Below are 25,714 nucleotides of genomic sequence, written 5' to 3'. Positions count from 1 at the left end.
TTATAACAAATGGACCCTGGTATTTATTTATATATTTCGATTAGTTTTGGGTAGTACTGCTTTATTAAATCGATTCCCATAGAAATCGTGTCTAGAATTTTCTGTCCCTCCAAGTATTTTTTGTATGCGGCATATTTTTCTCTATCCTTCGCTCTTGTTTTTTTTAACTTAGCCCATACAATGCCAAAAGTTTTTCCTAGCTGAGCTTTTCCAACTACTGCATTACCGACAATTGAACCATATGATAAGTCCTTTTCTTCAATTTTAAAAACTGTTGTGTGTTTGGCTTTGTTATATGCAAAATAAAAAGCGTTCATTTTTTCTAAATCTTTTTCGGAGATCTTTAATTTGTCTTTTTTTTGATACAAATCGTTATTACAAATACCGTAGATAATTAAAGTAAACAATAATATTCTATCTAAATCTTGAACATCAACGCTTTCAGCGTCACTGCTTTCTGCTTTAGATATTATTTTAGCTAGCTTTTCTGTTTCTAACTTTGCTGTTGCTAATTTATTTTTTAAATCCATGTATGTACTCCCCCAACTAAGTTAATTTTTACCCAAAATCAATATTATCTAACATTTCTTCCGTGCTAGCCTGATCTAGCCCTAAGTAAGCCAAAGTCATGGCTTCACTGCTGTGATTCAAGAGGTGCATGACCAGCCCAATATTGTAGTTCGATTGAACATAGACGCGGTAAGCGCCGGTTTTGCGCATGGTGTGCGTTCCTAGATAGTCTAAATCTAAGAGGTCGCCCACTTTACGCATGATCTTGTAGAATTGTTTTTCGGTCAAATGCTGGTCCGGGTGCTGGGTCGAGGGAAAGAGCCAGGGCGAGACTAGATTTTCTTGTTGTAACCACTGTTGGTAGGCTAAGAGATCCCCGATAACGGGCTTTAAGTATAAGCGGTTGGCTTTCCCCGTCTTGTGGTCGTGGAGATACGCGTTGAGACGCACATTTCCCCTGTCGTCAAAGACATCGGCCCGTTTAAGCGTTAAAATGTCGCTCACACGCAACAAAGTTGCCTTGCCGAGCTGAAAAATAGTGTAATTACGCCGGCCGGCTTTAAAATCTTCTTGTAAACAACGCTGGACCTGGTGTAAAACGTTCGAATCTTTGATCGGTAAAACTTTTTGTTCCATCAAAAAATCGCTCCTTTTTTATTAAAAAATAGGGGCGATTTTGCTATTAATTTGATTGTTTTTGCCCCTTAATTGGTAGCTTACCATTAAGAGACTGTTAAATCAAGCTTTCTGAGGGTCCATTACTAAATAATGGACCCTAAAAATGTATGTAACATATAAAAAGTGGTAGTGAATTTTGTATATCTTTTGACTGTATCAGCGCTCTACAAAATTTAACTATTTTTCTTAGCTCTTGAATCTACGCCTATTATGAGCTGTAAAAGTATCTTAAAAGTTTGGTACTTTTTGGCTTCTTGAGTCAAACTAATAAAATTTCGGTTTTTGATAATAGCACGGCTTATTGCGTTTTTATGCGCATTTGTCCCACTGATTCTGTAATTCTTGCTAATTAGGCAGGATCTGAGGTAAAAGTTGTAAAGTGCACCTATATGGAACTGCAAATTGAGTGCTACTAAGGATCAAGTAGATAGCGTAAAAGTAAAAATTGAAGTAAACGACTACCTTCCAAAAGTAAGTGTAGTCAATGTTTTTTTTAGATTCCGCACGTAAGAAAGTGTGAGGCTGCTTTTTTGGATTAGCTCCATCAGTTAGGCTAACAGCTGTTCCAAGTAATCGATCGCGGTTTCTTTAGGCAAGTCATGTTGGTCGATAAAAATCCAAGTTAACAAAACCATGACGGTTTCGGAAAGATAGGCCACCAGCAATTTTTTAGGAACTTGATGCTCAAGACTGGATTCGAGTTCACCAATAATCTGGTTGACCTCTTTTTTGAGGTAGTTGGCAAAGCTTTGAACCATTTGACCTTCAATATCGTTGTGAAGCAAGATTTTATCTAAGAGATCCTTCCGTTCGGTCAACAGATCATAGAGATTGCCAAAATAAAGATGAGCCGCTTTTTCGGGTGTTAAATGCTGGGTATTGTTGATTTGAATATCGCTCACGATTAGGAACCAACAATAATTCAGTAAGTCATACTTATCTTCAAAATAATTATAAAAAGTCGTTCGCGGGTAACACGCGTCTGTGCAGATCTGGTTGACCGTTATTTTTTCAAATTTTTCCTGTTGGAGTAAGTTTAAAAGAACCGAAGAAAATGCGTTTAGTGTACGCCGTGCCCCACGAGTAAGCTTATGATTTAAATAGACTTTCATTCAATCATCTCCTTGAACACTTTGACAGGTCTGTTCATTTTTGAACAAATGCAAAAGAATGTGACTTGAATATTTTTTGTTTAAATTTTACTATTTTTCAATAGTTTAACACATGTACCAAAATAAGTAGACGAAGAGGGAGAAAAAGATGGGGAACTTTAAACAAAATTACTGGTTATCTTTGATTACTTGGCTAGTGATCGGGATTGTTAGTCTGTTCGCCTTACCAAATATTTCGCAGGTCGTAGCCGAGCATGGACAGACGCAGATCCCAAGTTCTGCCAAAAGCGAAGTTGCCAAGACTATCCAGCAAGATTGGGGGCATCATCTCAAGAACACTAGGCAGATCGTTGTTGTTTTTAACAATGGTGACCGGCAGCTGAGCGGTCAACAGCAAAAGAAAATCACGCAAACCATTCATAAATTAAAGGCTGACAAAGGTAAATACGGAATCAAAAAGTTCACGACTGCCGCGGATAATTCTGCCACGCAAAAACAGTTGGTGTCTAAAGATAAGTCGACCCAACTTTTGCAGTTAGATGTCAGTAAGAAACAGTCTGTACGGGAAAGTACCCGAAATTTGAAAAAAGCTGCAACCACAGCAGGAGTTAAAACTTACGTTACGGGCGGTGATGTTCTAAATGACGATTTTAGCCGAGCAACTGAAGAAGGAATCAAAAAAACTGAGGCTATTGCAGTAATTTTTATTTTGCTGGTCTTGATCGTGATTTTCCGTTCGGCGATCACACCATTGATTTCACTACTGTCAGTTGGTCTTAGTTTCATTGTGTCATTAGCGATCGTGATGAATTTAGCCGAAAACGGTTGGCTGACGATTTCTAATTTCACTCAAGTGTTTATGGTCGTTGTTATGTTCGGAATTGGGACAGATTATAACATCCTTTTATACCACCAATTCAAAAATGATTTGAGTCAAGGATTAGAGAAACATGAAGCAACTAAACATTCACTGAAAGTTGCTGGCAAAACGATCCTTTATTCAGGCAGCTCAGTCCTGATTGGCTTCTTGACCTTGGCTTTGGCCAAGTTTTCGATTTATCGCTCAGCGCTTGGTGTTGGGATCGGGGTTGCGGTTCTCTTGTTAGTTTTGTTGACGCTGAATCCTTTCTTTATGGCGACACTGGGAGAAAAAGTCTTTTGGCCCAATCATCAGCAGGTTGAGACGAAAACGAATCATTTATGGAATTTTCTTTCAAAGAATTCTGTATCTCATCCTTTCATCGCCTTGGGAATCGTGTTTCTGGTTTCAGTACCATTTGTTTTCACCTACCAGAATGGTTTAAACTATGACACGACCATTGAATTGCCGGAAAATTACTCTTCGAGGCAAGGTTTTAAGGTGGTCCAGCAACACTTTAGTCAGGGGACAGTAGAACCAACCACGATTTATATTCAGTCAAACCATAAGTTGAATAACGAAAAAGATCTGAAAAACCTTGACCAGATCACACGTCAAATCAAGGACCAGTCTGGAATCAAAACAGTGGCTTCTGTAACGCGACCAAGCGGGACTAAAATCAACCAACTCTATGTTCAAGACCAGTTGAGAAATTTAAACGGGCAAACAGGCAAGGCCCAGTCCGGTTTAAGTGAGATCAGCCGCCAAACAGAAACTAGTTCTTTTGATAGCAGTCAACTGAAAGATATCGGAAACAAGGCTCAATTGATCGGGCAAAAATTAAAAGAAATCCAGTCGACATCACAGAGCAATTCTAGCCAGCAAAATATCTTGCCGCAATTACAGCAAAAAATGACAGCAGCCGGTCAGCCTTTGTCTGCACAACAACTACAGCTACTGGGTGTCATGTTGCAGCAGATGCAAGGACAGCAAAAGGCAACCTTAAATAAGCTGCAGCAAAGCTTGCAAGATATTGCGGCATACACCCAGGTAATTGGTCAGGATGCGCAAGGAACAGGACAGCAGCTTAAGGAGCAGCAAGCTCGCATTAATCAGGCATCTAAAGGGCTGGCTCAAATCAATGGTGGGATGACCTCAATGAGCCAATATTTGCAAGGCTTGCAAAATTCAGCGGCCGGGGCAACATTTTATATTCCGCAAAATGTTTTGCAGAGCTCAACTTTTAAGAGTGCCCAGGATAATTATCTTTCCGCTGATAAGAAGACCGCTAAGTTCACGGTCATATTAAGTTCGGACCCGGCAGCTAAAAAATCGCTGGATAAAGTTAATGCCTTGCAGGCACAAGTTAAAAATAATCTCCAAGGGACTTCCTTGAAAGGCGCTCGTGTTGCGGTTGGCGGTCAATCTGCCAGTTTAGACGATACTGCAAGAGTCTCGCAGGCTGATTTTATCCGCAGTGCCACTTTAATGTTGGTTGGGATCGGCATAGCTTTAATGTTGGTGACTCGGTCGATTTTACAGCCGCTTTATATCATCGGGACACTACTGTTGTCCTATTTTGGCGGGATCAGCATTGCGCGCTGGCTAAGCGGAATGTTCTTAGATGAAAAGATGTTAAGCTGGAATACACCGTTCTTCACTTTTGTCATGTTAATAGCATTAGGGGTGGACTACAGTATCTTCTTGATGAGCAAATATCGTGAGTACGGAGCCTGGAATGACGTGCCTAGTCGGCGGATCGTGAAAGCATCTGGCATGGTCGGGACAGTCGTGATCTCCGCTGCACTGATTCTTGGCGGGACCTTTGCGGCATTGATTCCAGCCAATGTTGTCACCCTAACGCAAGTGGCAATTGGGGTCATGAGCGGGCTGCTAATTTTAGTCTTCGCTATCCCAACGATCAACAGCAGCTTGATCAGGTTGACATATCCATTGGATGATAAAATGAAACAAAAGAAAAAGAAGTAATTAGTTTTTAATTAAAATTTTCACAATAAAAAGCTTCTGTTGTTTTGGACTTTTCAGATCAAATTAACAGAAGCTTTTTTTGTTTTGGAAAAAATTAGTAAACGGCTTCTTCACTTTCTGAGTCGAAGGAGAGGACGCTGTTTAAGTCAAAATTGTACTTAACTTTGACCTCGATTTCGTAAAGCCACGTGCATTGAATTTAGCAACTACTTCGGTATTACCGATTTGAGAATAGACACCAAATAGTTCTGAAACTATCGCTTTCGTGGAGACCAATGTATTCGGGAAATTTTCCAGGAATGTTTTTTCAATATGTAGATTTTCAGGGTTTTTAAGACTTTCAGCCGATCCACTGGAACTTCTAGGTTGAAGTTCCAGTGGAATCTTTGAGTGCGCCCGGCATGTGCAGTAACTAGGCGGTGTAAGTCCGCTGTGAGCCGAAGTGGTCGGTATTACGAGTCGAAGGCAAGGGTGTCTATCGTGAGGTAGAATCTGAAGGAAGTCTTAGACAAAGCATCGAATCGATGTACAAGAAGTGGCTAAAAGGCTGGAAACGGTGGGATGAGGTTGCTACACAAACCGAAGTCCTTGACCACTCGAAACCGTCACAGTAAAGCCAACGGTTTGATGTGAAAGCTACTGTTCTTACCCGGGGAGGTCTGCCATGGCGGTTCCCTCAAGCTGGGAGTTAATTCTAGCAGGAACAGGCTCAACAGTAATGCTGGGTTGTCCGTGGCAGAAGTCAGCCGAGGCCATAGTAGCCAGTAAAGGTGAAGGGCTGAACAACAATAATTTTAATTCATCTTGGAGGTAGAAACAATGCGACAATCGCAGAAAACAGAAAATAAAGCTGACTACCTGCGAAGGGTAGCCCTGGAAGGGCGAGAGAAAACAGGAGCGCGTAGTATTGTTTTTGGTGAACAGAGAATTCAGAATGGCTTATTATGTGAGAAGATTTTAGACCGCAATAATTTAAATGTGGCCTACCAGCATGTCAAACGTAATAAAGGTGCTGGGGGAATCGACGGCATGTCCGTTGAAGAACTCGGTCCTTACTTGAAAGAAAATAACACAAAGTTGGTGGAAGAGTTGCGCTCTGAAAGCTATCAGCCTCAGCCGGTCAAGCGAGTAGAAATCCCTAAGCCGGACGGCTCAAAGCGCAAGCTGGGAATCCCAACGGTCGTCGACCGTGTAGTTCAACAAGCCGTGGCACAACAGTTGATACCAATCTTTGAACAGGTATTTTCCGACAATAGTTATAAGTTGTGGCCTGGCTAGTTCTATTAATTATAAAATTTGTTAGTAAACAATCAAAAATCATTGTGAAGTGAACCTAATTTATTTTGTACGAACAGCATTCAGATTAATTTTACAATCTAACAAATATAAAGTTACTTTAATAATACACAATATGTAGGCAATTCACAAAATAAATTTAATTTTTTGTAAGCACCCAATAAACGATCGTAATCAAAAGCAGCGCCACTGATCCGAAACTTTTTGGTTCGAATCAGTAGCGCTGTTTGATTTTAAATTAGCCAAGAGTCTACGCTTCTTGATCACGCCAAACCTTTTTGTCTGGCACTTGTTGCCATGGCAAATAGACCGCCAATTCTTCCTCAGTTGGAAAAACGGGTAGTTGCCCTAATTGATTAAGCAGATATTCGAGATATTGCCGTGGATCCAATCCATTAGCCTTCGCAGTTTCAATCAAGGTCAGCCAAATCGCATTAGCCTGTGCCCCTGCGGGACTGGTGGCGAAAAGCCAATTCTTGCGCCCAATCACGAAAGACTTCACATTTCGTTCAGTGGCGTTATTGCTTAAATCAATCTCGCCATAGTCCAGCACACGATTAAGCATAGACCGTTGGTTTTGGGCATAGGTCAAAGCACGACCTAAACGTGATTTCGGGGTGGCCACCGCTTGATCACACCACTGCCAAAATTGCTTGATCACTGGCTTTAATTGTTCCTGGCGTAGTTCTTTGTGCTTGGTTGGTGTTAGATCACGCCAGCCCCGTTCTAGGTAAAACATTTGATCAAGCAATTTTAAGGGTGGCGTTATCGTCGGTTGCCCCTTGATCTTGCAGGCATCATCGAAGAATTTATTCGTATCAGCTATATATCAACCAATTCTTATTAGATAATTCATTAAGTTATAATATCAACTTAAAAATATTAAAACTAATTAGGTAGATTGTAAAATTAATCCGAACGCTGTTCGGATTAATTTTACAATCTACCTTACATCAATAATTTAGACGTCGTCATTAACTATTTGGTTGATAATTACCTAATCTATTAACTGAAAGCGTGCTTATAATGCGTTTCTCAAACATCAAAACATAAAAAAGCACCTATTTCTAGGCTTTTTCACGAAAATGGTTACGGTGTAACTATATATTTTTACATTTTTAAATTCGCCTACTACTTTATCTGTGAATCGTACCACCACGACGTCCATGTTTATGATGTTGACGTTTCTTTTTCTCTAGTTCGTATTCCAATTCTCTTTGTCCTTTCTTTTGCTTGTTACGCTCCTGGTCTTGGTTATTCTCGTAAAGCAAGCTTATCAAGGTGTCTGATAGTAATTTGTTCAAATATCTTGCTGGTGTGTTTTCGTTATAGTTGACGGCTCGATAATCAGGCATATTCTCTTTTCTGAAATCATCATTCTTTTGATTATGTTGCTTTACTGCCTGCTTGGCCTGTTCAAGTTGCTTAGCAGAAATCTTTTTATCTTGTCCTGCTTCGCCAATAAATAGTTGTTGTGTGCCTCTGTTATTCAATACACGTAACAAATTAGCGTTTTTAATCTCATCTGGTTTAACCTGTCCGCTTAAATAAGCAAGACCTTGTGCATGTTCTTGTGACGTGAATTGGACAGGCGGATTATTTCTCAACTGATCTAAATCACGCTTTTCTAGTGGTTTGCGTTCAGGATTGTAATAAATAACCGCTGTATATAACCGCTCTTTTTCTTTCATTTGGACTTTATCCAAGTTCATATCAGGGAAAGTCTTACTTAATACGTTGTTATATTGCGTATCAACCACTTGTTTAGTCTCATTTATTGCTGAAAGTTCTTTGATATTCTTCTTTAAAACAGCTTGTTGTTTCTCATCAAAGTCACTTAACAATGTACCCTTTGTACGCTTAATATCTGCTAGGTGGTAACCTTTATTAGCCAAAATATCACTAATATTTTCCTTAGCTCGCTGTTCTTGTTTTTCAAGCATTAACCAACTAGCAAATGGGCGCTTTGTAAACGTCAGAACCTGTTGATTGATAATGTTTGTTCTTATCATGGCTAAACGGTCTTTTAGTTCATCTCCTGTAAATACCCTTTGTTCGCTGTCCGTCTCCTTAACTAACTCCCGTTTTTCTGCCATTGTTATTTGCTCAAAATCAACGTCAGGATAAAGTTTTGAAACGGTTCGATTAACGACTTTATCCAATAATTGATTGGCTTCTGATAGTGACTTTTCTTGTTGTGTAATTGTAACTAATTGTTTAGTCACATCTTCCCCTACTGCTTGCTTAATCATGGCACTATTTTTCCAATTAAACAGCATACGTTGCTTCTCATCTAGGTTCTCTAAGCTAACAAATGTTTTTAGTCGATTACTTAACTGTGCAACCAGTCGTTTTTCATCAAATGAATAATGGCGCTGTAAGGTTTGCATACGGCGTTCATTATGGATTTTTTCATTAGCATTTTTTGCTTCTGCTTTTGCTTGTCGTTGTTGCTTAACATTTTGATTAAATTCTTGGCGCTTTTCTTTCTGTGAATTGATACCCTCGTGTTGTGTTGCCACTTCATCAATTCCTTGTTCTTCATATGATTTTTCACTAATAAGGTCTGGTAAATTTTTAGCTTCTAAAACTTGATTAACAGCGGTAGCCCAATTGTGACGCCATTCAGTTATTTTTTCTTTTTTATCCCAATCAACTAACCAAATTTTTCGGTTTCTCACATTCCCTGCAGGGGTCTTAGTTTTATTACCATGACTATCTAAAATGTATTCGGTTTTTGTTTTCTGTCCCCAAGTACCATCGGGATTAAATGGGCGATTGGTTAACATCACATGAGCGTGTGGATTATCTGGGTGATCTCTATGAATTGCCACATCGGCAACCATACCTGGATTAACAAAATTTTCTTGTACATATTTTGTTAGTAAATCTTTTTGATCTTGTTCTGATAATTCAACCGGTAAAGCCACGTTAAACTCTTTAGCATACCGTGAATTTGCTTTACGGTCTTTCTTCTCAACTTCATTCCATAATTTTTGCCTATCTTTTGCCCAATCAGGGGCATTTTTTGGTGTTAAAATAAATGCTTCTGGTTTAACATCTCTTGCATAAGAATAGGTCTTACCCTCTTTATCAGAAAACAACTTATCGCCACTGCGATAACTCGCACTAGCAACCGCACTACGCATTTTTCCTGCGCTTATATTTTGAAAACTCATATGAAAAATTGCCATGCTGTTGTCTCCTTTCTTTGTGGGTTTGGTTTTAATTTTTGTTGTCGCCATCGGCGACTTCTGATACAAGTTTTAATGGGTTTAGCACAACGTCATGTATATGACGTGTAAGTGCGCATTGACCTCGTTTCACTCGGTCGCTGACTTCTGTACTTGATATTTTTATTCTATTCCTTTCTGTTTTGTTTCGCAAATAATAATTTGACCTAACTTAAACATTGTGCTATTTTAAAGATATACTGATAGCAAGTAAATCTAAGGGGGGGCATATTTATGGCAGTATCAAATATTGAAAAGCAACAAGCTAAACTCGAAAAACTTAATAATAGGATTAAGCAAGAAAAGAAAAAAATTGACCAGCGTTTAGGTCGTGAGATTATTAAAGACGCTAAATTGGATTACAGCAATTTAGATCAAGGAACAATTAAAGAACTCGCTTCTAAATTTGTGACTTATCTAAATGAAAATTCAAATACTAAGCAACCAAACGATTATGTCTCTAATCAATCCAACGAACAAGGCGCTAAATTTAATCAACCTCAAGGTTAAATTTGCTTATGAATGAAAAGTATAATAACTTAATCAAGCAACGTGATAAGGCTGAAAAAAAGATTGAACAAGCTGATTTTAAAGCTCGCCAGTCTAAATACTACGAAAGTCAAAAAAAACGTAAGGCACGTTCCAGGCGTTTGATACAAAAAGGGGCTTTATTTGAAAAATATTTTGAAGCAGAAAATCTTAGCGTTGATGAAAGCGAAGAACTGCTAAAAATATTTGCCGATTACGTCAATGCAAATAAACCAGATAAATATAAAAAGGATAGCCCTAAAGACTAGGACTATCCTTTTTATTTTCTGGTTCTTTTTTAGCTTTTATTTCTGGGTTTTTATTTTCAAATTTTTTTAAATCTTTTTGAACAATTTCTGAACAACTTAGGTTATGGCTAATCCAGGGATAATCACTTAATTCGTTTTTTATTTCTATCCCTTTTTCTCTCTGATAAACACTCGTAAATTGCTTACTGTTATCAAATATTAAAACATTATCTGCGTAATAAGCTACTTTAGGTAAATTATCGTTAGATTGTTTATACCTCTTTTTGATTAACTCTGGCTCTACCCCATGCCCGCCTAATTCAACTCTTTCATTTACTCGCTTAATCGCTGTTTCAGCGCTATTTACTGCTACATATAGAAAGTGACTTCATAGCCATTTTGATGTGCCTTATCAATTAAATTAAGCTGTGATTTTGCATGTCCTGCTAAAGTTGTTTCAACATGTATACTTTTTCTTTTTTCAAGGGATTCATGTAATTGTTGAACTTCTAATCGCATGGCTTTAATATTATCACTATTTTTCCGCCAATCGCCACCCAATTGCTGTAAAATTTCGTCAGCATTTAGGCGCTTCGTATTAGTAAATAATTCAGGTCTCGCTCTATATAATGTGCTTTTCCCTGCGCCATCTATTCCTGCTACTATGATATATTTTCTTTGTTCATTCATATTAAATTACAAACTTTTTTTCGTTGATAATTTGTTCCTGGCGCTTATCTAAAACGTACGTGTGTAAGGCGTCAAAAAGCTTCCGCTTATCAGGATCAGGATTATGCAATGCTTGTTCCCAAATTGCTTGAATATCGACTGCCCAAGGGTCAGCCAATAATTGTTCAATTCGTTCAGATTCTTTTATCGCTTGGGTCATCTAAAAACTCCTTTCATACTTTTGCTAACTCGCTTTGAATCTCATTTAATATTTTACGTTCTTACCTCTCTCTATATTTTATACTGGTGCTATTAAAAAGCCAATTAAGGCGTTTATTTTTGTGTTTCAGCCATTTTTATATATCAAACAGATAATTAGTCGTTTTAACTATAAAGTGGCTTATATGGCATTTTATGGCTTTTAACGGCTACTTATAATTTTCTGCGTTTCTAATTGATTCAGGTAGTCCACCTTTAAGTCCATTGATAAATGCTTCTTCACGGTCTTTTTTTGTTGGGTGTTCAGCACGATATTCCCGTTGTTGTCTGGCACTACCATAATTTTCAAACATATTTTTCATTGTGATATATAAGTAATTTTCTTGATTTCTGATTTTTTTATCATCACTTCTAAGGGCGTTAAAGTAGCGTCTAATTGTTTGTGTGATTTTTGCTTGTAATTCTGGTTCATCATCTAAAATGAAACTAATGTTGTGTTCTTCCTGCACGGCTTTTCTGGCGTTTAAAATAATGCCGATAAATTTACGAACCTGTTTAGGATTGTTCGTCCATAATGAAATTAGTTTAACCGTTTCTGGCTCAAATGGGATTCCAGCTTCATCATTTGTCAGAAACTTATAAGCTTGTTCGATCAGGTCTTGGTTTTGTTTTTGGATTTCAGCTTTTGAATAATTTTCTGTGGAAAAGTCTAGTTCTGCTGTATCTATATTGTATCTATTAGTATCTAAAGAATTAGTATTGTATAGATTGTCCTGCATTTTGTCGGTACCGCTCGTAGCAAGGGATTCAGCCTTTTTTTGTCGGGCTGTCATTTTGTCGGTACCGCTCGTAGCAAGGGATTCAGCGCTTTTATTTTTTTCTTGTCGGGCTGTCATTTTGTCGGTACCGCTCGTAGCAAGGGACTCAACCGTTTTATTAGAAAAATTGTGTTTCGTATAAACATCTGTTGCTGTAACTTCCAAATCTGCTAAGTAAAGTTTGTTAGGTAAGTTTCTTTTTTTCTTGGGGTCAAAACCTTGCTTAATTTGAAATAATAGTCCTGCTTCTTCTAGTTCCTTTTTAACTCGATTTATTTTTCTATCATTCCAGCCAAATATTTCATGTAGCTCTTGATTAGTAAAAATAAAATAAACTCGGTTTTCTTCATCAATCCAATTATTTTGTAGTGAGTAGTCAAAGCGATCTTGCAAAATCATGTACCCTAATTTTGCACTGTCGCTCAAATTTTTATATTTTTTCCCATATAACAACACTTGCGGAAATTGGAAAAATCTTTTTTCGTATGCTCGTTCTGATTGGGTAAAATTAAACTCTGTCATTATGTTAGCTTCCTTTCGTGATTGAAAGAAAATAAAAATTAAGTCACTAACATATATTTGCGATTTTGTAATTTAGTTGCTATAATTATAGTCGCAATTAGAGATAGTTAGTGTTACCAAACTTGTCCGCCCGACAAGTTTTTTTTATTTTCTCTAGTTTTATAAGATTAGAAATAAAAATGGACTAAGTAGTAAATCCTACTTAGTCCATTGCTAACAATTGATAGTCTTTTATTATACTTTATTTGCCTCTAAAGGCTAATCTTGGTATAATGAAACCAACAATTGAAATAACGTTTATATCACTTTTTCCGCCAAGTCAAAGTGATATAGACCAAGTAGTGATTGTGCACTACTTATTAAAACTTTAAGTCCTGTCTCTTATTGAGTTAGGGCTTTTTGTTTTAAAATTATTTTCATCTCGTTTTTATTTACAGTAATTGTATCATTTAGAAAAATTTAAAACAAATTAAAACCTATTTTGTTTTGGTGCTAATGTTTGCGTGGGGCTGAAACCAATGAGCCATTGGTGCAACCATGCAATAATAAGTGATAAACACCAACAAGGCTGTGTGCTTCTGTAAGGGTTCATTTAACATCACTAGCGGTATACTTGCCCCTACCAGCCCTAAAATGCTCACACACCACACTAGAATGTGAATTAGGCGGGTAGCTGTACTGTAACTCAATCCTTTTTCAACTTTAACTTGAATTATATATTCAAGTGGAAAAAATAATTTACGTAGCATAAAGCGTGTATCGCTATTGTTCAAGCGTAAAATATAAAAAAGCGGCACTAAATAGATACAACCTAAATACAGGTATAACCAGTAATTAAGTATTTGGGTTTTCATTGTTTCCCTCCTAACTTACCAAACAAGTAAATAACTAAATAAACAAATAAATAATTTATTTAATAATTAAATAGCGTCTATAATTGAAGCTAAAAATTCTGAACGGTTTTTAAAGCCGTTTTCATGAGCTGTCTTATCCATTTTTTTAAGTTGGCTTTCAGTGATTGAAAAAGTCACTGATCGCTTGCGTTCAACTTCTTTACGGCTAATTTTGCTGATAAAATCAGTAGAACTTTGTTTGTCATTTTTTAGCGTTTCCTGGTAATTTTCCTTCATCTCTTCATCTTTTTTCTTGTTAAATGAATCTAAGCTCATAATAATAAACCCCTTTTATTTTATTTTGTCTGCTAATTCTTGGAACAATTGATTAGCTTGTTCAACAAACTTTTTGTTTTGCTTATAAATTGAATCATCTTGCTGTGTTAATTCAAAAATTGAAGCATGTCTAGCTGTTGCCTTATTAAACAATTCTCTTTCAGGAATAATAGTAGCTACCGTTTCATCATTTGCAATATGGTTAAGTAGGTCACGTGACATGCTTGTATTATGTTTAATCATGTTACCAATAAAGAAAAGTTTTGCGTCAACATAAGTTTCACCAGTCCGATAATCAAAAAGTGATTTTCTAAACTTATCTAAACGTGTTTCTAAATCAAATTTTGCATTGTAACCATGTTCACTTGGTGTAATTGGACTAAGCAGGTAATCACTAACTGCAATAGCATTTTTTGTGATTGTACCAAAGTCTGGGTGTGTATCTATCAAAATATAATCGTACTGGTTTAACTGCAATTTATTCAAGTTGTTTTTAAACCACATGAACAACATCATTTCTTTATTGCTGTTGTTTTCTAGGCGGCTGCCTAAAACGTCTAGATCTATAAAACCAGCAACTAAATCTAAATTAGGTGCGACTTTATCAATTAAGACTTCCTGGGCTTCTTCATCATCTTTAAAAGCTTCTGCAATAGTGTTATTTCGTCTAGTTTTTTCAAATACAGTCGTTAAATTGCATTGGTGGTCTAAATCAATTAGTAAAACTTTATTGCCTTGTTTGGCTAACCAGTCTCCATAGTTTAAAGTCAAAGTAGTTTTACCAACGCCACCTTTAATAGCGGTAAAAGTAATAATTTTCATTGTGCTACCCCCTTTGTTTAACTATATTATAGCATAGTTAAACAAACAAATAAACAATTAAACAAATAAATTATTTATTTAATTGTTTAAAACGGCGTTGCTGGGTTTTGATACCAATGCCAGTCTTGCGTTCAATCATCTTGTAAGTTAGTCCTTGCTGACGCAATTCATAAGCAAACTTAATTTGTTCATCAGTGTAGGTCTTAGGGCGTCCCTCTCTAAAATTAGTGTCATGGGTCTTAGCGTATAATTTTCCCTCTTGGGTGCGTGTCACAATCATATCTCGCTCAAATTGCGCAAAGGCGCTAAATATCGTAAAAATTAACTGTCCTGTGGGCGTATTGTCGATTGTTCCCATGTTTAAAATGTGAACCTTAATATCTTGGTCGAATAGCCTTTGAATAATTTCTAGGGCTTCTCGGGTGTTTCTGGCGAAACGATCAAGCTTGGTAATGATTAACGTGTCTCCTGGTAATAATATATTTAACAGTTCATTAAACTGTGGGCGCTGGGTGGTTGTGCCTGTAAATTTTTCTTGATAAATTTTTTCAGCACCAGCGTCTTCTAACTGCTGGATTTGATTTTCTAATTTTTGGTCGGGCGTACTCACACGTGCATAGCCATATTTCATATTCTTGCTCCTTTAATTTCGTGTTTGCTTGTTTATTTTTCTCGCTTGACTTATGTCGTTAAGTTTTGACGTGCTGTTATTGCCTATATTATAGGGTATAAAAAGCAAAGACACAACTTTATAGGATATGACGCAAGCTTAGCTATCAATGAAACATCTATTGACAGTATTAGAGAGGCATTTAATTACTTTGAAAATAGTAATAAATTGCTGGTGCTGCAAAAGAATTTTGATTTGGCACAAGGCAAATTAAATATAGACAATAAAAAGTTTGAACTATCAGATACTAGAGGTACATACGAACAATGGCAGATATTATTTTCAAGAATTAAAGATGTTATTTATAACAACAAAGAAAATGCGACTACATTGGTAAATTATTTTTTTTCTAGCATTATGCACAGAATTAACCTATCTCCTAATTTCACTACAAAAGGTGGAGCTTACAAATATATTAATACTTTGGATTTAATCTTAGATCAAATATTAATATTACTAAAGCTTTCACCAACTAGGAAAACTTATAGTTACTATGTGATTATCCAGTTAACCCTTTTACGAGATATGAAAAAATCATTTTCTGATAAGTCTTTGGATTTAATAAACGATTACAAAATGAATATATATGGAAGTGTTTTTTCTTCTATTAGAAGTGTTCTGTCTTTTGATTGGTTTGATCCAGTACAAGGATATGAATTGTATCCCTTGATCAAATTTTTTAAAAATTTCGATATGTATCTAACTCCCTTCGAACTCATTACACCTATAAAACAAAATAATCAGTACGTTGTTTATACAGCAATTGCATACTATATTTATGACAAGAAGAGAGTAAGTCCCAATTTTAAAACGGTTGAGAAAAAGTTATATCAAGAAATTAAAGAAAATATTGAAAATTTTAAAGATAAAGGTACGAGTAAAAATAAAATCGCTAAAGATGCAGAATTTTTTTACATGGTTAATGATTTCTCTAAATATCCCGGATTTTCAGGACAAGAAAAATTGTTTTTTCGAACTAAGTTAGAGCAGGCCTCAAGTGAAATTCCTCTGATACAAGAGATTTCCAAAGAGAGTTATTATGAATGGGATACAGACTTTAATGAATATTCTAGAAAAGTCTTCATGAAAATAATTATTGGAAAAGTAAATAAATTAAATAATTATTATGAATAAGGTAGATTGCAAATTTAATCTGGATTTTTTTGCACAAATTTGTCAGCATAACCTGATACGGTGTTTGCCAGTCGAGTATTTTAAGCGGTCGCTGGTTAATTTGGAGTAACGTCGTCGTTAAATCTTAAGCACTAATGTGCTCAAAACGAGTCCCTTTAGGATAAAAATAACGTAAATTCCGATTAAAGCGTTCATTACTACCACGTTCAGCTGGCGTATAAGCATGGCAGTAGTAGGTCTTAATACCATATTGTGATTCAAGTGATACTAGCCCACTAAACTCAGTGCCACGGTCCACAGTAAAGCTGTGCACCGGACCATTAAAAGTGGTTAGGAACTTAGTTAGTGCTTCATTAACAGTCGCTGTCGTCCGATCTTTTAACCGGTATGCCCAAAGGAACCGTGATCTTCGATCGATTAAAGTTAATAAAACTGCCTTACTATGCCCACGAGGACCAACGACTGTATCTAGTTCAAAATCGCCGATGCGATTACGTTGATTAATCATCATGGGTCGCTGTTCAATTGACCGTCCTAATGATTGATTATATTTAGAACGTTGGTCAAGGTTACGCCGATGGCGTAAGCTATGTTCGAATAAGTCATTCAATGGAAAGTTAATCCAGCCATGATTCAGCCAATTGCAGATTGATTTAGTTGCTACTGTTGTTAATTCGTGGACAATTTAGTTTTGCGACCACATCGTGATCGCTTGTATTCGGCATCTGTTTGTGCTAATTCAGCTTGATAAGGTTGACATCGAGATAATTCATAAGAAATTGTTGACGGTGATCGGTTCAGCCGAACGCCCATTTGGATATTGGACAGCCCTAGTTCACAAAAGGTTTCGATTTTAATTCGTTCGGAATAGGTTATACTAGACAAAAGATCAGCTCCTAAAAGATGGGTTTGTGGTAAACACCATTTTAAAGGAAGCTGATCTTTTTTGTCCGAACAGCGTTCGGATTAATTTTACAATCTACCTAATTACTTTTTTTAAACGGTCGATTCTATTGATTGTCTAAGTGTCCCCTCAACTTCTTTGGCAATTTCATTCAAATTGAAATCATCGAATAAATCGATTAAGGCTTCCGGACGCGTCATACCAATATATGTCTGATTATTTTTTTCTCTAACAACCATTTTACACGGTAGAACATAGCCGATATGGATATTTTTTCCCATAACTTCTTTTGCTTTTTTAGGATTACATACTTCCATTACAACAAAATCCTCTTCAAAGTCTAATCCTTTTTCCTTAAGTTTGTCTTTAAAGTTAAGTTGCCACAATACACCAAACCCATTTTCTTTTAATTGTTCAGTTAACGAATCAATAGCCTCGCCAAGTTTCTTGTTTGTCTTTTTTTCATATACGATGTGCATTGGTTTCTTCTCCTCTTTATATTTTTGATTACTCTCTCAACTTGTTTAGTTTATCTCTATACTCTTCCTCTGATATTTCTCCTCTAGCGTATCTCTCTTTTAATATATTAATGGCACGATTTGAGTTTGATGCATGGTCATTATTCGAACGATTCATCAGCATTTTTGCGATAAAGATGACTGCCCCAATAATAACTAACAATTTCAATCCATCATATATCATAAACCACCAACTATTCTCATAACCAAAATTCATCATGTTATCAAAACCGTTATACCAATAGCCGTGCATTGAATCACTCCTTATTCATTTAATGTTTCTTTTTTTATTCTATATGTTTCCTCATCTATTTCACCTTTGGCATATCGTTCATTTAAAATATCCAACGCACTATTCTGCTCTCTAAAAATACTTGTTCCATTCTGTTTATCCTCCAAGTATTTATAAATGAAATAACCAACTATAACAAATAATATGAGTCCCAAGCAGTCTCCTCCTTTTTCTATTTCTGCTTCCTTAACTTTACTGAAATTTTATTTTGATCTAGCTTACTTAAATGACCGATTTCTTTAAAGTTTAAACCGGCTTTGGGAAAGCGATAAATATTACCAAGATCGACCCAGGAAGGTTTCTTCAACCCAGCGGATTGCCAATCTTGAATCGGATAATATTGTTGCTTGATATAAGCCGACTTCTTTTCATACTGACTAGTAATTTTAAAAACCTCGACCGTCTGTTCTGATACCCGACGAATTAAAACTGATCGAGACTTGCCACCGTTAGTTTCTACAAAACAAACGTATAGGCTGACTAAGTCATTAGTCCTCATCTGGATCATTGAGCCAATCAGCGACCTCTTTAGCGTCTTTGAACTCGGTGACTGGTGTCCCTTGGGTCGCCTTTAAAAAGCGTAAATTAGCTCTTTCTTCTTCGCTTAAAGACGCATTAAAAGGTAAAGCACCATTTAATTCTTCCATATGTTTTTCCATCCTTATTTTTTGATGATCATATTAATAGCTTGCTCCACTTTCTGTGATTGTTTACCTGAATCTAATTCCGGATTATCTAAACACGACTTCAAATTTTCAGCAACAATTATTCCCATAATCCGGTCAACACTCGATCTAATAGCACTTAATTGGGTGATTACATCAATACATTCTTTTTCTTCTTCAATCATTTTCTGAATCCCACGCATTTGACCTTCTGCGCGCTTTAAACGATTCAGAATACTTTTATCACAAGTCCCCATAGGTTAATTCTCCTTTCCACGCTGACATCCCCCCCATTACATTGACTACTTTATATCCTTCACTACTTAAAAAATCACAGGCCATTGCTGAACGTCCGCCAGATTGACATATAACATAGTATTTTTCATCTTTATTTAACTGATCGATATGTTGTTCTAATCCGCTTAAAGGAAGTGCTTTAGCGGATGGAATATGCCCTCTTTCAAACTCATCGGCTTCTCTAACATCAACAATTGTCAATGATTCTGTTTTGGACTTTTGATAAAATTCATCTACACCAATTGAACTAAACATAGTCTACATCCTCCAATCTCACTGCTTTATATAAAGAAAATGCACCATCTAAGTTTTCTACTTTAAATCCAGCTTGTTTTAAAATTCTCTCGCCGACATAACTTCTCAAACCACTATGACAACTTATGATATATTCCTTTGTTGGATCTAATTCAGAAACACGGCATCGTAAATCATTTAGCGGAATATTAATTGCTTCTTTAAAACGCCCATTGGCTAATTCGCTTTCTTCTCGAACATCCAATAAGATCTTTCCTTTAGCGAGTTCGTCTGTCAATTCATGCCATTGGATCGTGTTACTTAATCCTTCAATCTGATTTAAAGCGACATACCCAATCATATTGACCGGATCTTTTGCAGCTCCAAATGGTGGTGCATAAGAAAATTCTAATTCAGGTAAATCAAAAACAGTAAGCCCGCCTTTAATCGCTGTAGCTAGAATATCGATACGCTTATCAACCCCTTTTTCACCAATTCCTTGAGCGCCATAAATTTCACCCGTTTTGGGATTATACATTAATTTTAAAACTATTTCTGTCGCTCCAGGATAGTAACCTGCATGATCTTTTCCAGAGATATGAACAACTGCCACATCAAGTCCAGCCAGTCTAGCAACACGTTCACTTAACCCTGTGGAAGCAGCACTCAAACCAAATACACGAACAATTGCCGTACCAATACTTCCTTTATTTTTGCGATTCAATCCAGCAATAACATCTGCTACCTGTCTGCCTTGTCGGTTAGCTGGAGAAGCCAAAGAAATAAGGGCATCTTCACCAGTGATTTGTTGCTTGACTAAAATCGCGTCTCCTACTGCATAAATATCTGAAAGATTCGTTTGATAATTATTATCAACCAAAATTCCTCCACGTAATCCTAATTTGATTCCTGCATCTTTTGCTAAAGTATTTTCAGGTTGAACTCCTACTGACAAAATAGTTAAATCTGATTGCAACTCAGTTCCATCTTCTAAAATAACTAATTTTCCTTGATTTCTAAATTCTGCAGCCGATTGAGAAGTAATCACTTCTACTCCTTTGCTAACTAATTCATTTTTAACAAAAGCAGCCATTTCTTCATCTAACGGAGGCAAAACATGAGGGGCTTTTTCAATAAGAGCTACTTCCAAGCCACGTTTTTTTAAATTTTCTGCCATTTCTAACCCAATGAATCCAGCACCGACCACAATTGCTTTTTTAGGATTTTCCTGATCTATGTTAGTCATGATTTTATCCAAATCTGGTACATTTCTTAAACTGTAAACATTCGTTGCTTCGGCTAATCCAATAATCGGTGGAATAAATGGTTTGGCTCCTGGGGATAGAATCAACTTATCATAAGATTCTGTCGTTATTTGACCACTGTGTTTAATTGTGACCGTTTTATCCACGGGATTGATTGCTATCACTTCATGATGTGGTCTCACATCTAAATTAAAACGTGCACGTAAAGCCTCTGGTGTTTGAACTAATAAACTTTCTCTCGCTTCAATTTCTCCAGATACATAGTAGGGTAATCCACAATTGGCAAATGAAACAAATGGCCCCTTTTCTAAAACAACAATTTCAGCATCTTCCATTAATCGACGTAATCTAGTCGCAGCTGACATTCCTCCAGCGACTCCACCTACGATAATAATTTTTGTCATAATTATTTTCCTCCTCTTATTTGACCGGTCCATTGGCTCATGCCACCACGAATATTTACTACGCTATAGCCTTTTTTTTGTAATATTTTTGCGGCTTTTTTACTGCGCATCCCAGATTGACAAATCACATAAACTTCCTCAGTCAAACTTCCTTTATAGCCATCGACCTTATTTAGCGGAACGTTTTTAGCTTTCGATATATGCCCTGACCGGTACTCATTTGGTGTGCGTACATCAAGTAAATGAATTGTGCCTTTCATTTTTTCTTGCAACTCAGTTACTGAAATGCTTGCTACTGTATTAAAAAATTTAAACATACTATTTCCCCCTTATTAAAACATCTCAATATACCCCTTAAGGTATACTAAACTACGAGTCCAATTAAATGTCAACTTGAATGTCAACAGGATTTATTTTCTAATAAATAAACGCAGTATTTTCACAGCAAAACTTGACTTACATACCATACCCATAAAGGGTATATTTTTCTTTGTATATAAAGATAAACTATACGTATCAATATTCGTTTAATCTGTCTTACTCTCTTTATTTTCTATGGGGTAAATTTGCTTCTGATTTTTTAAGCCAACCATCAAAATCTTTTTTAGTACCCTCATAAACATCATATGCGCTTGGATATTTTTTTTGAAATTCACTCTTAAAATCTTCGAACGAATAATCATCTGGCAATGAATTTCTAACCTTTTCAAGTTTTTTATTAATCCCCTTAACCAGATTTCCCTTCTTTCCTTTACCTAAATAAATAGGATTTCCATGACTGGTTACGCCTAATGCTTGAGCAGCACGAAACGCCGTTTCTTTCACTTTAAACACTGGGTCATTTATAGCAAGTCTAGCAAGTATATCTTTAGACTGCTTGCAATCATATTCTTTTAAAACATTTACAGCAGACAAACGTTCACGCCAACTGTTTTTATTATTTGCTTTCTTTTTCAACTCTTCAATGTTTCTTGGTGTTTCTTTTATCATAAATATCACTCCTACTTTAATGTCCAAGCAACTACATAGCTATTGCTTTTTAATCAAACAAATTTCAATCATTCTAAAGCAAAAAATACACACTGGTTACAAGAAATATTTCTTCCTATACAAGTTTTCTGTATAATAGACCAAGCAAGAAGTTTTAAGGGCGGTGGCTGTCTTTTCCCTTGCGAGGTGAGGCCCATGGGAACATGGAATAATCTTCAGAAAGGTTTCACAGTCAATGAGCGTCTTCCAGACACTCTCGTTGATGTTGCTGTTTGCAATGTTTATTTTGGCGTTGCTAACATACATCGACAAAAGGAACAAATAAAAAAGCCGCCCTGCGTAACTTTGGCCAGTTACAGGGTAGCTTAATGCTGTCTTATTAACTTCGCCACCGTCTTTGAAGCGGCTTGCATGGGAAGTCCTGTTCTAGCGGGGCTTCCCTTTTTCTGTCTACATTATAGCATGACTATAATGGACTTTCGACTATTTTTAATCAACTTTCTGCCAGTTTTTAGGGAACACACGTTTGCTTTATATGCTACAATACAGGTAAAAGCTAACGGAAGTGATCTAAATGTTTTTTGATGATGAACCGCATGGCGTGTTCTTCTTAATCGATAACAAGTCCTTTTATGCTAGTTGCGAAGCCGTTGCCCGGGGCCTTAGTCCCTTAAAAGTCCCGTTAGTGGTCCTTAGCGAAGCTGAAAATACTAATGGCGGGCTCATTTTAGCCACGTCACCCGAAGCTAAGCACTTATTTCATCTTAAAGCCAACGTCTCCCGTAAACGTGACTTACCCAATGACCCCAGGTTGTGGGTGTGGGCAACGTCCACGGTTTTTAATTATTAGGACAATTGCTCCTTTTTACGATATAATACAAATTAGTAGAAAAGTTAAGACGGTAGCTATTTCCTGTAAAAGGGGGCGGTGCTTATGGTGTAAAAGCCTTAGCAAAACCATATCCTAATGAAAGGAGTAGCCAGGGTGTCAGTATCAGACGCCTTACAACTAATGTTGGCTTTCGGTACGTTTATCGTTGCCTTAATTGCACTAGTTGTTGAGCTGATAAAAATTAGCAAAAAAAAATAACCGTCTTAGCTTTGCAGAGCTAACGGTTATTTTATCTTAGTTTATGCTACCGTCTAACGGTTCTACTAGGAAGTCCTGTTCACGCAGGGCTTCTTTTTTTCTATTCATATTATAACACAAGTCCATATTTTGGACTATTAAAATAGCTATCTTGATTTTAAGCCATTATAGCAAGGCTCTTTTTCTCGTGTTTTTTTGCTTGTACAAAATTTGCAGTACCTCATTGGTCATTTACTGTACTTATCCATTTATCAGCTTGAAACGGTCTTAGAATGCGCTTCTCAAACGTCAAAACACAAAAAAGCGCCCATTTCTAGGCGCTTTTTATGATTATCGTTGTAAAGTTTGCTGTTCTTTTTTAATTCTTGGTTGTTTCAAATCTGGGTTAGCTTTTGCAAAGTCTTTTAGTTGTTGTTGCGTTTTTTGACTAATTTCAGTTTTAACTTTATTTAGCTGTTCTTGTATTTGATTTTTATTTTCGCCTGGTTTTTCTAACTTATCATGCAATGCTTTGTATTGATCTGATAAGTTAGGTTGTTTCGTGTTATTTTCTGCTTTAATTGTTGGATTTGCTAAAGTTGCATTGCTTTCTTGTAATTTGTAATCTTCGCCGTATAAGCTGTTTAACATCAACGTTTGTTGTGCAAGTCTAGGCTCTAACTTACTAATTTCCTCTTCTGCAAGCCCTGCTTCATACGTCTTGGGGGCTTTTTCAATAATTTTACCGTAACGTGTAAGCTGGTCTTGCGTTTCAGCGATTGCCTGTTTTAATTTATCAATTTGTTCCTGGTTAGCATTTACTTCTTTTGTTTTAGGTTCGGGCGCTTTTTGTGTCTGTGTCTGCTCCTGCTGTTGTTCTTGTTTTTGGTCTAACTGCAATTTTTCGGTCAGTTCAGCAGTTAGATCAATGGTTTTATTGCTGACTTTTTGAATTTCACTGATTGCTTTATGGATTAGGTCTTTATCCTTAGCCCAGGTTGCCACATATCCTAGTGAATAGTCGCTAGTATCAACACCGATATTTTGCATAGCCACATAAGCCACGGCTTCGGCTTGCGTTTCTTTGTATTCACGTGGACGGTCTTTAAATTCTGACGTTAAACCATGCAACTGGCTATGGGCATATTCATGATATAAAGTTTTGAGCTTTAAGGCGCTGTCTTGTTCTTTATTATCAATGACAATTTCATTTGCTTTAGGAACAAAATAACCTTTTACACCTGGTTGTGATATATTTTCTTCGGTCACTGCTAAATTGTTTTTTTCATTCAAATAATCTTTAAATGAGTTATACAAGTTAGTGACGTTTTTGTGTTCCTGCAAGTTTTCTTTGATAAAGTCTTGGGTATTTAACACGTGCTGTCCTGATGTTTGCTTAATGTCAAAAATCGGGATAAAGCGATAACCAACGATTGCTTTATCTTCCGTGGTATTAAGCTTCTTTTTTTCTTCTTCGGTTAATTTTTTGATAATCGGGGCGCTGATTCGGATTGATTTAGCGCCTTTATTAACATGTCGGTTAAAATCATTTTGCCATTGTTTATAGCCTGCAACCTGTGTAGCTGCTGGGTCTTGTGAGTAGATTAAATCAATATTGCGCTGACTATGCTTGCAACTCGCTGTTTTGGCTGGTGCGAACGTATAAATCATCACCGTTAGTTGTTCCGGTTACGAAAACTACCGGTTGCTGATTGTGTAAGCAAAAAAAGTAGGTCGTTAAAAAGCCATGCTGATTATCCATCGTTGCCGCTTCCACCACTTGAAACGGTGCCGACTGTTCACCGTCCACCGACCAGCGCAACTGAATTCGCTGATTAGCCAAAATCACGCGATTATCAAGTTGTCCAGATTCAATTGCATTCGGAAAAGTAAATCCATAATGATCCGGGCGTTCACCGTCATAGGTTCCCACGTAGGTCTGCCCCCATTCGTTGCTGCCAGGCGTGCATAAACTTAACCAGTTGCCAGCGTTTAGTTGCATTCCAACGGGTCGCCGTGACCGTCTCCTTAGCGTCACGACTTTTTTGAGCCGTCCCAGTGGTAGAACTTGCCCGGTCAGTACTTGCCTGTTTTGATTTTACCCGCTGCTGACTAGTTTGCAATGCTTCTTGATTGGTGGGCGTTTCAGTAACTTTAACCTGGTCGTCCCCACAGCCACTCAGTAATAATACCCCTGCAAATAAGACTCCCCAGCCTTTGCGCATCCGCCTGCGCCTCCCTTTAATTATTAATATATTTATATTAAATGTTACTAAAACTGGCCGGAAAAGCAACTTAAAAAACGGCCCGCAACCGCGACCGTTTTTTCAACCTTAGGCACTTAAATTTTTTCCGTCGGCGGCACCAGCACAAACCGCTGGTGGTGATCACGCCCCTGCTCCAGGGCGGCGTGTACTTCCGCAGCGGCCGCAAACGGCTGGCAATTGAGGTCGTCTTCGAGTAACGCACCCGCGGCAAACTGCGGATTTAACCACTTTGCCGCCCGCGCTAGTTGGTCGTCGGTAGCGTGGCTGATGACGAAGCCGCTAATTTGCTTTTGGGCCATGTAAAACTGGCGGACGTCGAAGGTAAAATGATTA

General features: G+C 37.1%; 27 protein-coding genes and 9 pseudogenes. 8 read left to right on the top strand and 28 right to left on the bottom strand.

Going from position 1 to position 25,714, the window contains the following annotated elements:
* Positions 1-23 precede the first annotated feature (23 nt).
* The 3 genes from LACPOB_RS0100900 to LACPOB_RS0100890 form a co-directional block, all read right to left on the bottom strand.
* Complete coding sequence (locus tag LACPOB_RS0100900; RefSeq protein WP_017866961.1) at positions 24-530, bottom strand: hypothetical protein; 507 nt, start codon at positions 528-530, stop codon at positions 24-26.
* A gap of 28 nt (positions 531-558) precedes the next feature.
* A complete protein-coding gene (locus LACPOB_RS0100895) occupies positions 559-1,146 on the bottom strand; it encodes a site-specific integrase (RefSeq protein ID WP_017866960.1) in 588 nt (195 codons plus the stop codon).
* 590 nt (positions 1,147-1,736) lie between these two features.
* Entirely contained in the window at positions 1,737-2,300 is a 564-nt protein-coding gene (locus LACPOB_RS0100890) for a TetR/AcrR family transcriptional regulator (RefSeq protein WP_017866959.1), read from the bottom strand.
* 148 nt (positions 2,301-2,448) lie between these two features.
* On the opposite strand from LACPOB_RS0100890, the gene LACPOB_RS11475 reads away from it, so the two are divergent.
* Both LACPOB_RS11475 and LACPOB_RS0100875 read left to right on the top strand, forming a co-directional pair.
* A complete protein-coding gene (locus LACPOB_RS11475; RefSeq protein WP_017866958.1) occupies positions 2,449-5,148 on the top strand; it encodes an MMPL family transporter in 2,700 nt (899 codons plus the stop codon).
* Between the two features lie 819 nt (positions 5,149-5,967).
* A pseudogene (locus LACPOB_RS0100875) lies at positions 5,968-6,420 on the top strand (group II intron reverse transcriptase/maturase); the annotation flags it as partial.
* A 274-nt stretch (positions 6,421-6,694) separates the two neighbouring features.
* Here LACPOB_RS0100875 and LACPOB_RS0100870 read toward each other — a convergent pair.
* Both LACPOB_RS0100870 and mobQ read right to left on the bottom strand, forming a co-directional pair.
* On the bottom strand, positions 6,695-7,231 hold the full coding sequence (locus tag LACPOB_RS0100870) for an IS66 family transposase (protein ID WP_373878914.1): 537 nt from the start codon (positions 7,229-7,231) through the stop codon (positions 6,695-6,697).
* 349 nt (positions 7,232-7,580) lie between these two features.
* A complete protein-coding gene (gene mobQ, locus LACPOB_RS0100865) occupies positions 7,581-9,638 on the bottom strand; it encodes a MobQ family relaxase (protein WP_017866954.1) in 2,058 nt (685 codons plus the stop codon).
* A gap of 273 nt (positions 9,639-9,911) precedes the next feature.
* Between mobQ and LACPOB_RS11470 the strand changes: the two genes are divergently transcribed.
* Positions 9,912-10,187, top strand: coding sequence for a hypothetical protein (locus tag LACPOB_RS11470; protein ID WP_017866953.1), 276 nt, complete (start codon positions 9,912-9,914; stop codon positions 10,185-10,187).
* A gap of 8 nt (positions 10,188-10,195) precedes the next feature.
* Positions 10,196-10,474 (top strand): hypothetical protein, encoded by a 279-nt coding sequence (locus LACPOB_RS0100855; protein ID WP_017866952.1) that lies wholly within the window; start codon positions 10,196-10,198, stop codon positions 10,472-10,474.
* Here LACPOB_RS0100855 and LACPOB_RS13210 read toward each other — a convergent pair.
* From LACPOB_RS13210 to LACPOB_RS0100820, 7 genes and pseudogenes are all read right to left on the bottom strand, one after another.
* Positions 10,464-11,143 (bottom strand): annotated as a pseudogene (locus LACPOB_RS13210) (ATPase). The gene LACPOB_RS0100855 and the pseudogene LACPOB_RS13210 sit on opposite strands and share 11 nt — an antisense overlap.
* Position 11,144: 1 nt before the next feature.
* Positions 11,145-11,342 (bottom strand): hypothetical protein, encoded by a 198-nt coding sequence (locus tag LACPOB_RS0100845; RefSeq protein WP_017866950.1) that lies wholly within the window; start codon positions 11,340-11,342, stop codon positions 11,145-11,147.
* A gap of 208 nt (positions 11,343-11,550) precedes the next feature.
* Positions 11,551-12,681, bottom strand: coding sequence for a replication initiator protein A (locus tag LACPOB_RS11460; RefSeq protein ID WP_017866949.1), 1,131 nt, complete (start codon positions 12,679-12,681; stop codon positions 11,551-11,553).
* A 476-nt stretch (positions 12,682-13,157) separates the two neighbouring features.
* Positions 13,158-13,535: a hypothetical protein gene (locus LACPOB_RS0100835; RefSeq protein ID WP_017866948.1), complete on the bottom strand. Its 378-nt coding sequence runs from the start codon at positions 13,533-13,535 to the stop codon at positions 13,158-13,160.
* Positions 13,536-13,601: 66 nt separating this feature from the next.
* Entirely contained in the window at positions 13,602-13,850 is a 249-nt protein-coding gene (locus LACPOB_RS0100830) for a ribbon-helix-helix domain-containing protein (RefSeq protein WP_010499880.1), read from the bottom strand.
* Positions 13,851-13,865: 15 nt separating this feature from the next.
* Positions 13,866-14,672, bottom strand: coding sequence for a ParA family protein (locus tag LACPOB_RS0100825; protein ID WP_010499882.1), 807 nt, complete (start codon positions 14,670-14,672; stop codon positions 13,866-13,868).
* A gap of 70 nt (positions 14,673-14,742) precedes the next feature.
* The gene (locus LACPOB_RS0100820) at positions 14,743-15,303 is read right to left on the bottom strand and encodes a recombinase family protein (protein ID WP_017866947.1); all 561 of its coding nucleotides are present in this window, start codon (positions 15,301-15,303) and stop codon (positions 14,743-14,745) included.
* 234 nt (positions 15,304-15,537) lie between these two features.
* Here LACPOB_RS0100820 and LACPOB_RS0100815 point away from each other — a divergent pair, with 234 nt between their 5' ends.
* Entirely contained in the window at positions 15,538-16,476 is a 939-nt protein-coding gene (locus tag LACPOB_RS0100815; RefSeq protein WP_146983698.1) for a hypothetical protein, read from the top strand.
* 28 nt (positions 16,477-16,504) lie between these two features.
* Here LACPOB_RS0100815 and LACPOB_RS11455 read toward each other — a convergent pair.
* The 12 genes and pseudogenes from LACPOB_RS11455 to LACPOB_RS0100760 all read right to left on the bottom strand — a co-directional run.
* Positions 16,505-17,140, bottom strand: a pseudogene (locus tag LACPOB_RS11455) (IS30 family transposase); the annotation flags it as partial.
* A 9-nt stretch (positions 17,141-17,149) separates the two neighbouring features.
* Positions 17,150-17,361: pseudogene (locus LACPOB_RS13250) on the bottom strand (helix-turn-helix domain-containing protein); the annotation flags it as partial.
* A gap of 111 nt (positions 17,362-17,472) precedes the next feature.
* The gene (locus LACPOB_RS0100805) at positions 17,473-17,859 is read right to left on the bottom strand and encodes a DUF302 domain-containing protein (protein WP_010620814.1); all 387 of its coding nucleotides are present in this window, start codon (positions 17,857-17,859) and stop codon (positions 17,473-17,475) included.
* 28 nt (positions 17,860-17,887) lie between these two features.
* Complete coding sequence (locus LACPOB_RS0100800; protein WP_017866944.1) at positions 17,888-18,151, bottom strand: SHOCT domain-containing protein; 264 nt, start codon at positions 18,149-18,151, stop codon at positions 17,888-17,890.
* Between the two features lie 11 nt (positions 18,152-18,162).
* Complete coding sequence (locus LACPOB_RS0100795; RefSeq protein ID WP_010620812.1) at positions 18,163-18,345, bottom strand: SHOCT domain-containing protein; 183 nt, start codon at positions 18,343-18,345, stop codon at positions 18,163-18,165.
* 41 nt (positions 18,346-18,386) lie between these two features.
* Positions 18,387-18,689 (bottom strand): annotated as a pseudogene (locus LACPOB_RS11450) (hypothetical protein); the annotation flags it as partial.
* A pseudogene (locus tag LACPOB_RS11445) lies at positions 18,679-18,825 on the bottom strand (type II toxin-antitoxin system RelB/DinJ family antitoxin); the annotation flags it as partial. The pseudogenes LACPOB_RS11450 and LACPOB_RS11445, both read right to left, overlap by 11 nt.
* Positions 18,826-18,851: 26 nt before the next feature.
* Positions 18,852-19,112, bottom strand: coding sequence for a metal-sensitive transcriptional regulator (locus LACPOB_RS0100780; protein ID WP_017866941.1), 261 nt, complete (start codon positions 19,110-19,112; stop codon positions 18,852-18,854).
* Complete coding sequence (locus LACPOB_RS0100775) at positions 19,099-19,407, bottom strand: rhodanese-like domain-containing protein (protein ID WP_004271068.1); 309 nt, start codon at positions 19,405-19,407, stop codon at positions 19,099-19,101. Before LACPOB_RS0100775 ends, LACPOB_RS0100780 begins: the two co-directional genes overlap by 14 nt.
* Positions 19,400-21,055, bottom strand: coding sequence for an FAD-dependent oxidoreductase (locus tag LACPOB_RS0100770; protein WP_017866940.1), 1,656 nt, complete (start codon positions 21,053-21,055; stop codon positions 19,400-19,402). Before LACPOB_RS0100770 ends, LACPOB_RS0100775 begins: the two co-directional genes overlap by 8 nt.
* Before the next feature lie 2 nt (positions 21,056-21,057).
* Positions 21,058-21,372 (bottom strand): rhodanese-like domain-containing protein, encoded by a 315-nt coding sequence (locus LACPOB_RS0100765; RefSeq protein ID WP_004271064.1) that lies wholly within the window; start codon positions 21,370-21,372, stop codon positions 21,058-21,060.
* A 229-nt stretch (positions 21,373-21,601) separates the two neighbouring features.
* Positions 21,602-22,045 (bottom strand): hypothetical protein, encoded by a 444-nt coding sequence (locus LACPOB_RS0100760; RefSeq protein WP_016526921.1) that lies wholly within the window; start codon positions 22,043-22,045, stop codon positions 21,602-21,604.
* Between the two features lie 235 nt (positions 22,046-22,280).
* On the opposite strand from LACPOB_RS0100760, the gene LACPOB_RS13205 reads away from it, so the two are divergent.
* The 3 genes and pseudogenes from LACPOB_RS13205 to LACPOB_RS0100740 all read left to right on the top strand — a co-directional run bounded on the left by LACPOB_RS13205 (position 22,281) and on the right by LACPOB_RS0100740 (position 23,135).
* On the top strand, positions 22,281-22,370 hold the full coding sequence (locus tag LACPOB_RS13205) for a putative holin-like toxin (protein ID WP_072672334.1): 90 nt from the start codon (positions 22,281-22,283) through the stop codon (positions 22,368-22,370).
* Between the two features lie 249 nt (positions 22,371-22,619).
* A pseudogene (locus tag LACPOB_RS13200) lies at positions 22,620-22,865 on the top strand (UV-resistance); the annotation flags it as partial.
* Positions 22,866-23,030: 165 nt separating this feature from the next.
* On the top strand, positions 23,031-23,135 hold the full coding sequence (locus LACPOB_RS0100740) for a putative holin-like toxin (protein WP_017866937.1): 105 nt from the start codon (positions 23,031-23,033) through the stop codon (positions 23,133-23,135).
* 696 nt (positions 23,136-23,831) lie between these two features.
* On the opposite strand, the pseudogene LACPOB_RS12880 reads toward LACPOB_RS0100740, so the two are convergent.
* The 4 genes and pseudogenes from LACPOB_RS12880 to LACPOB_RS12760 all read right to left on the bottom strand — a co-directional run.
* Positions 23,832-24,743, bottom strand: a pseudogene (locus tag LACPOB_RS12880) (ImmA/IrrE family metallo-endopeptidase); the annotation flags it as partial.
* On the bottom strand, positions 24,739-25,116 hold the full coding sequence (locus LACPOB_RS11435; RefSeq protein ID WP_081607021.1) for a DUF4767 domain-containing protein: 378 nt from the start codon (positions 25,114-25,116) through the stop codon (positions 24,739-24,741). The gene LACPOB_RS11435 and the pseudogene LACPOB_RS12880, both read right to left, overlap by 5 nt.
* Positions 25,034-25,339: a hypothetical protein gene (locus LACPOB_RS12550; RefSeq protein WP_017866934.1), complete on the bottom strand. Its 306-nt coding sequence runs from the start codon at positions 25,337-25,339 to the stop codon at positions 25,034-25,036. The genes LACPOB_RS11435 and LACPOB_RS12550 overlap by 83 nt, the downstream gene beginning before the upstream one ends.
* Positions 25,340-25,455: 116 nt before the next feature.
* A pseudogene (locus tag LACPOB_RS12760) lies at positions 25,456-25,714 on the bottom strand (NADPH:quinone reductase); the annotation flags it as partial.

Source organism: Ligilactobacillus pobuzihii E100301 = KCTC 13174, assembly GCF_000349725.1.
GTDB classification, from domain to species: domain Bacteria; phylum Bacillota; class Bacilli; order Lactobacillales; family Lactobacillaceae; genus Ligilactobacillus; species Ligilactobacillus pobuzihii.
This window is presented reverse-complemented; position numbering and strand designations above follow the sequence as displayed.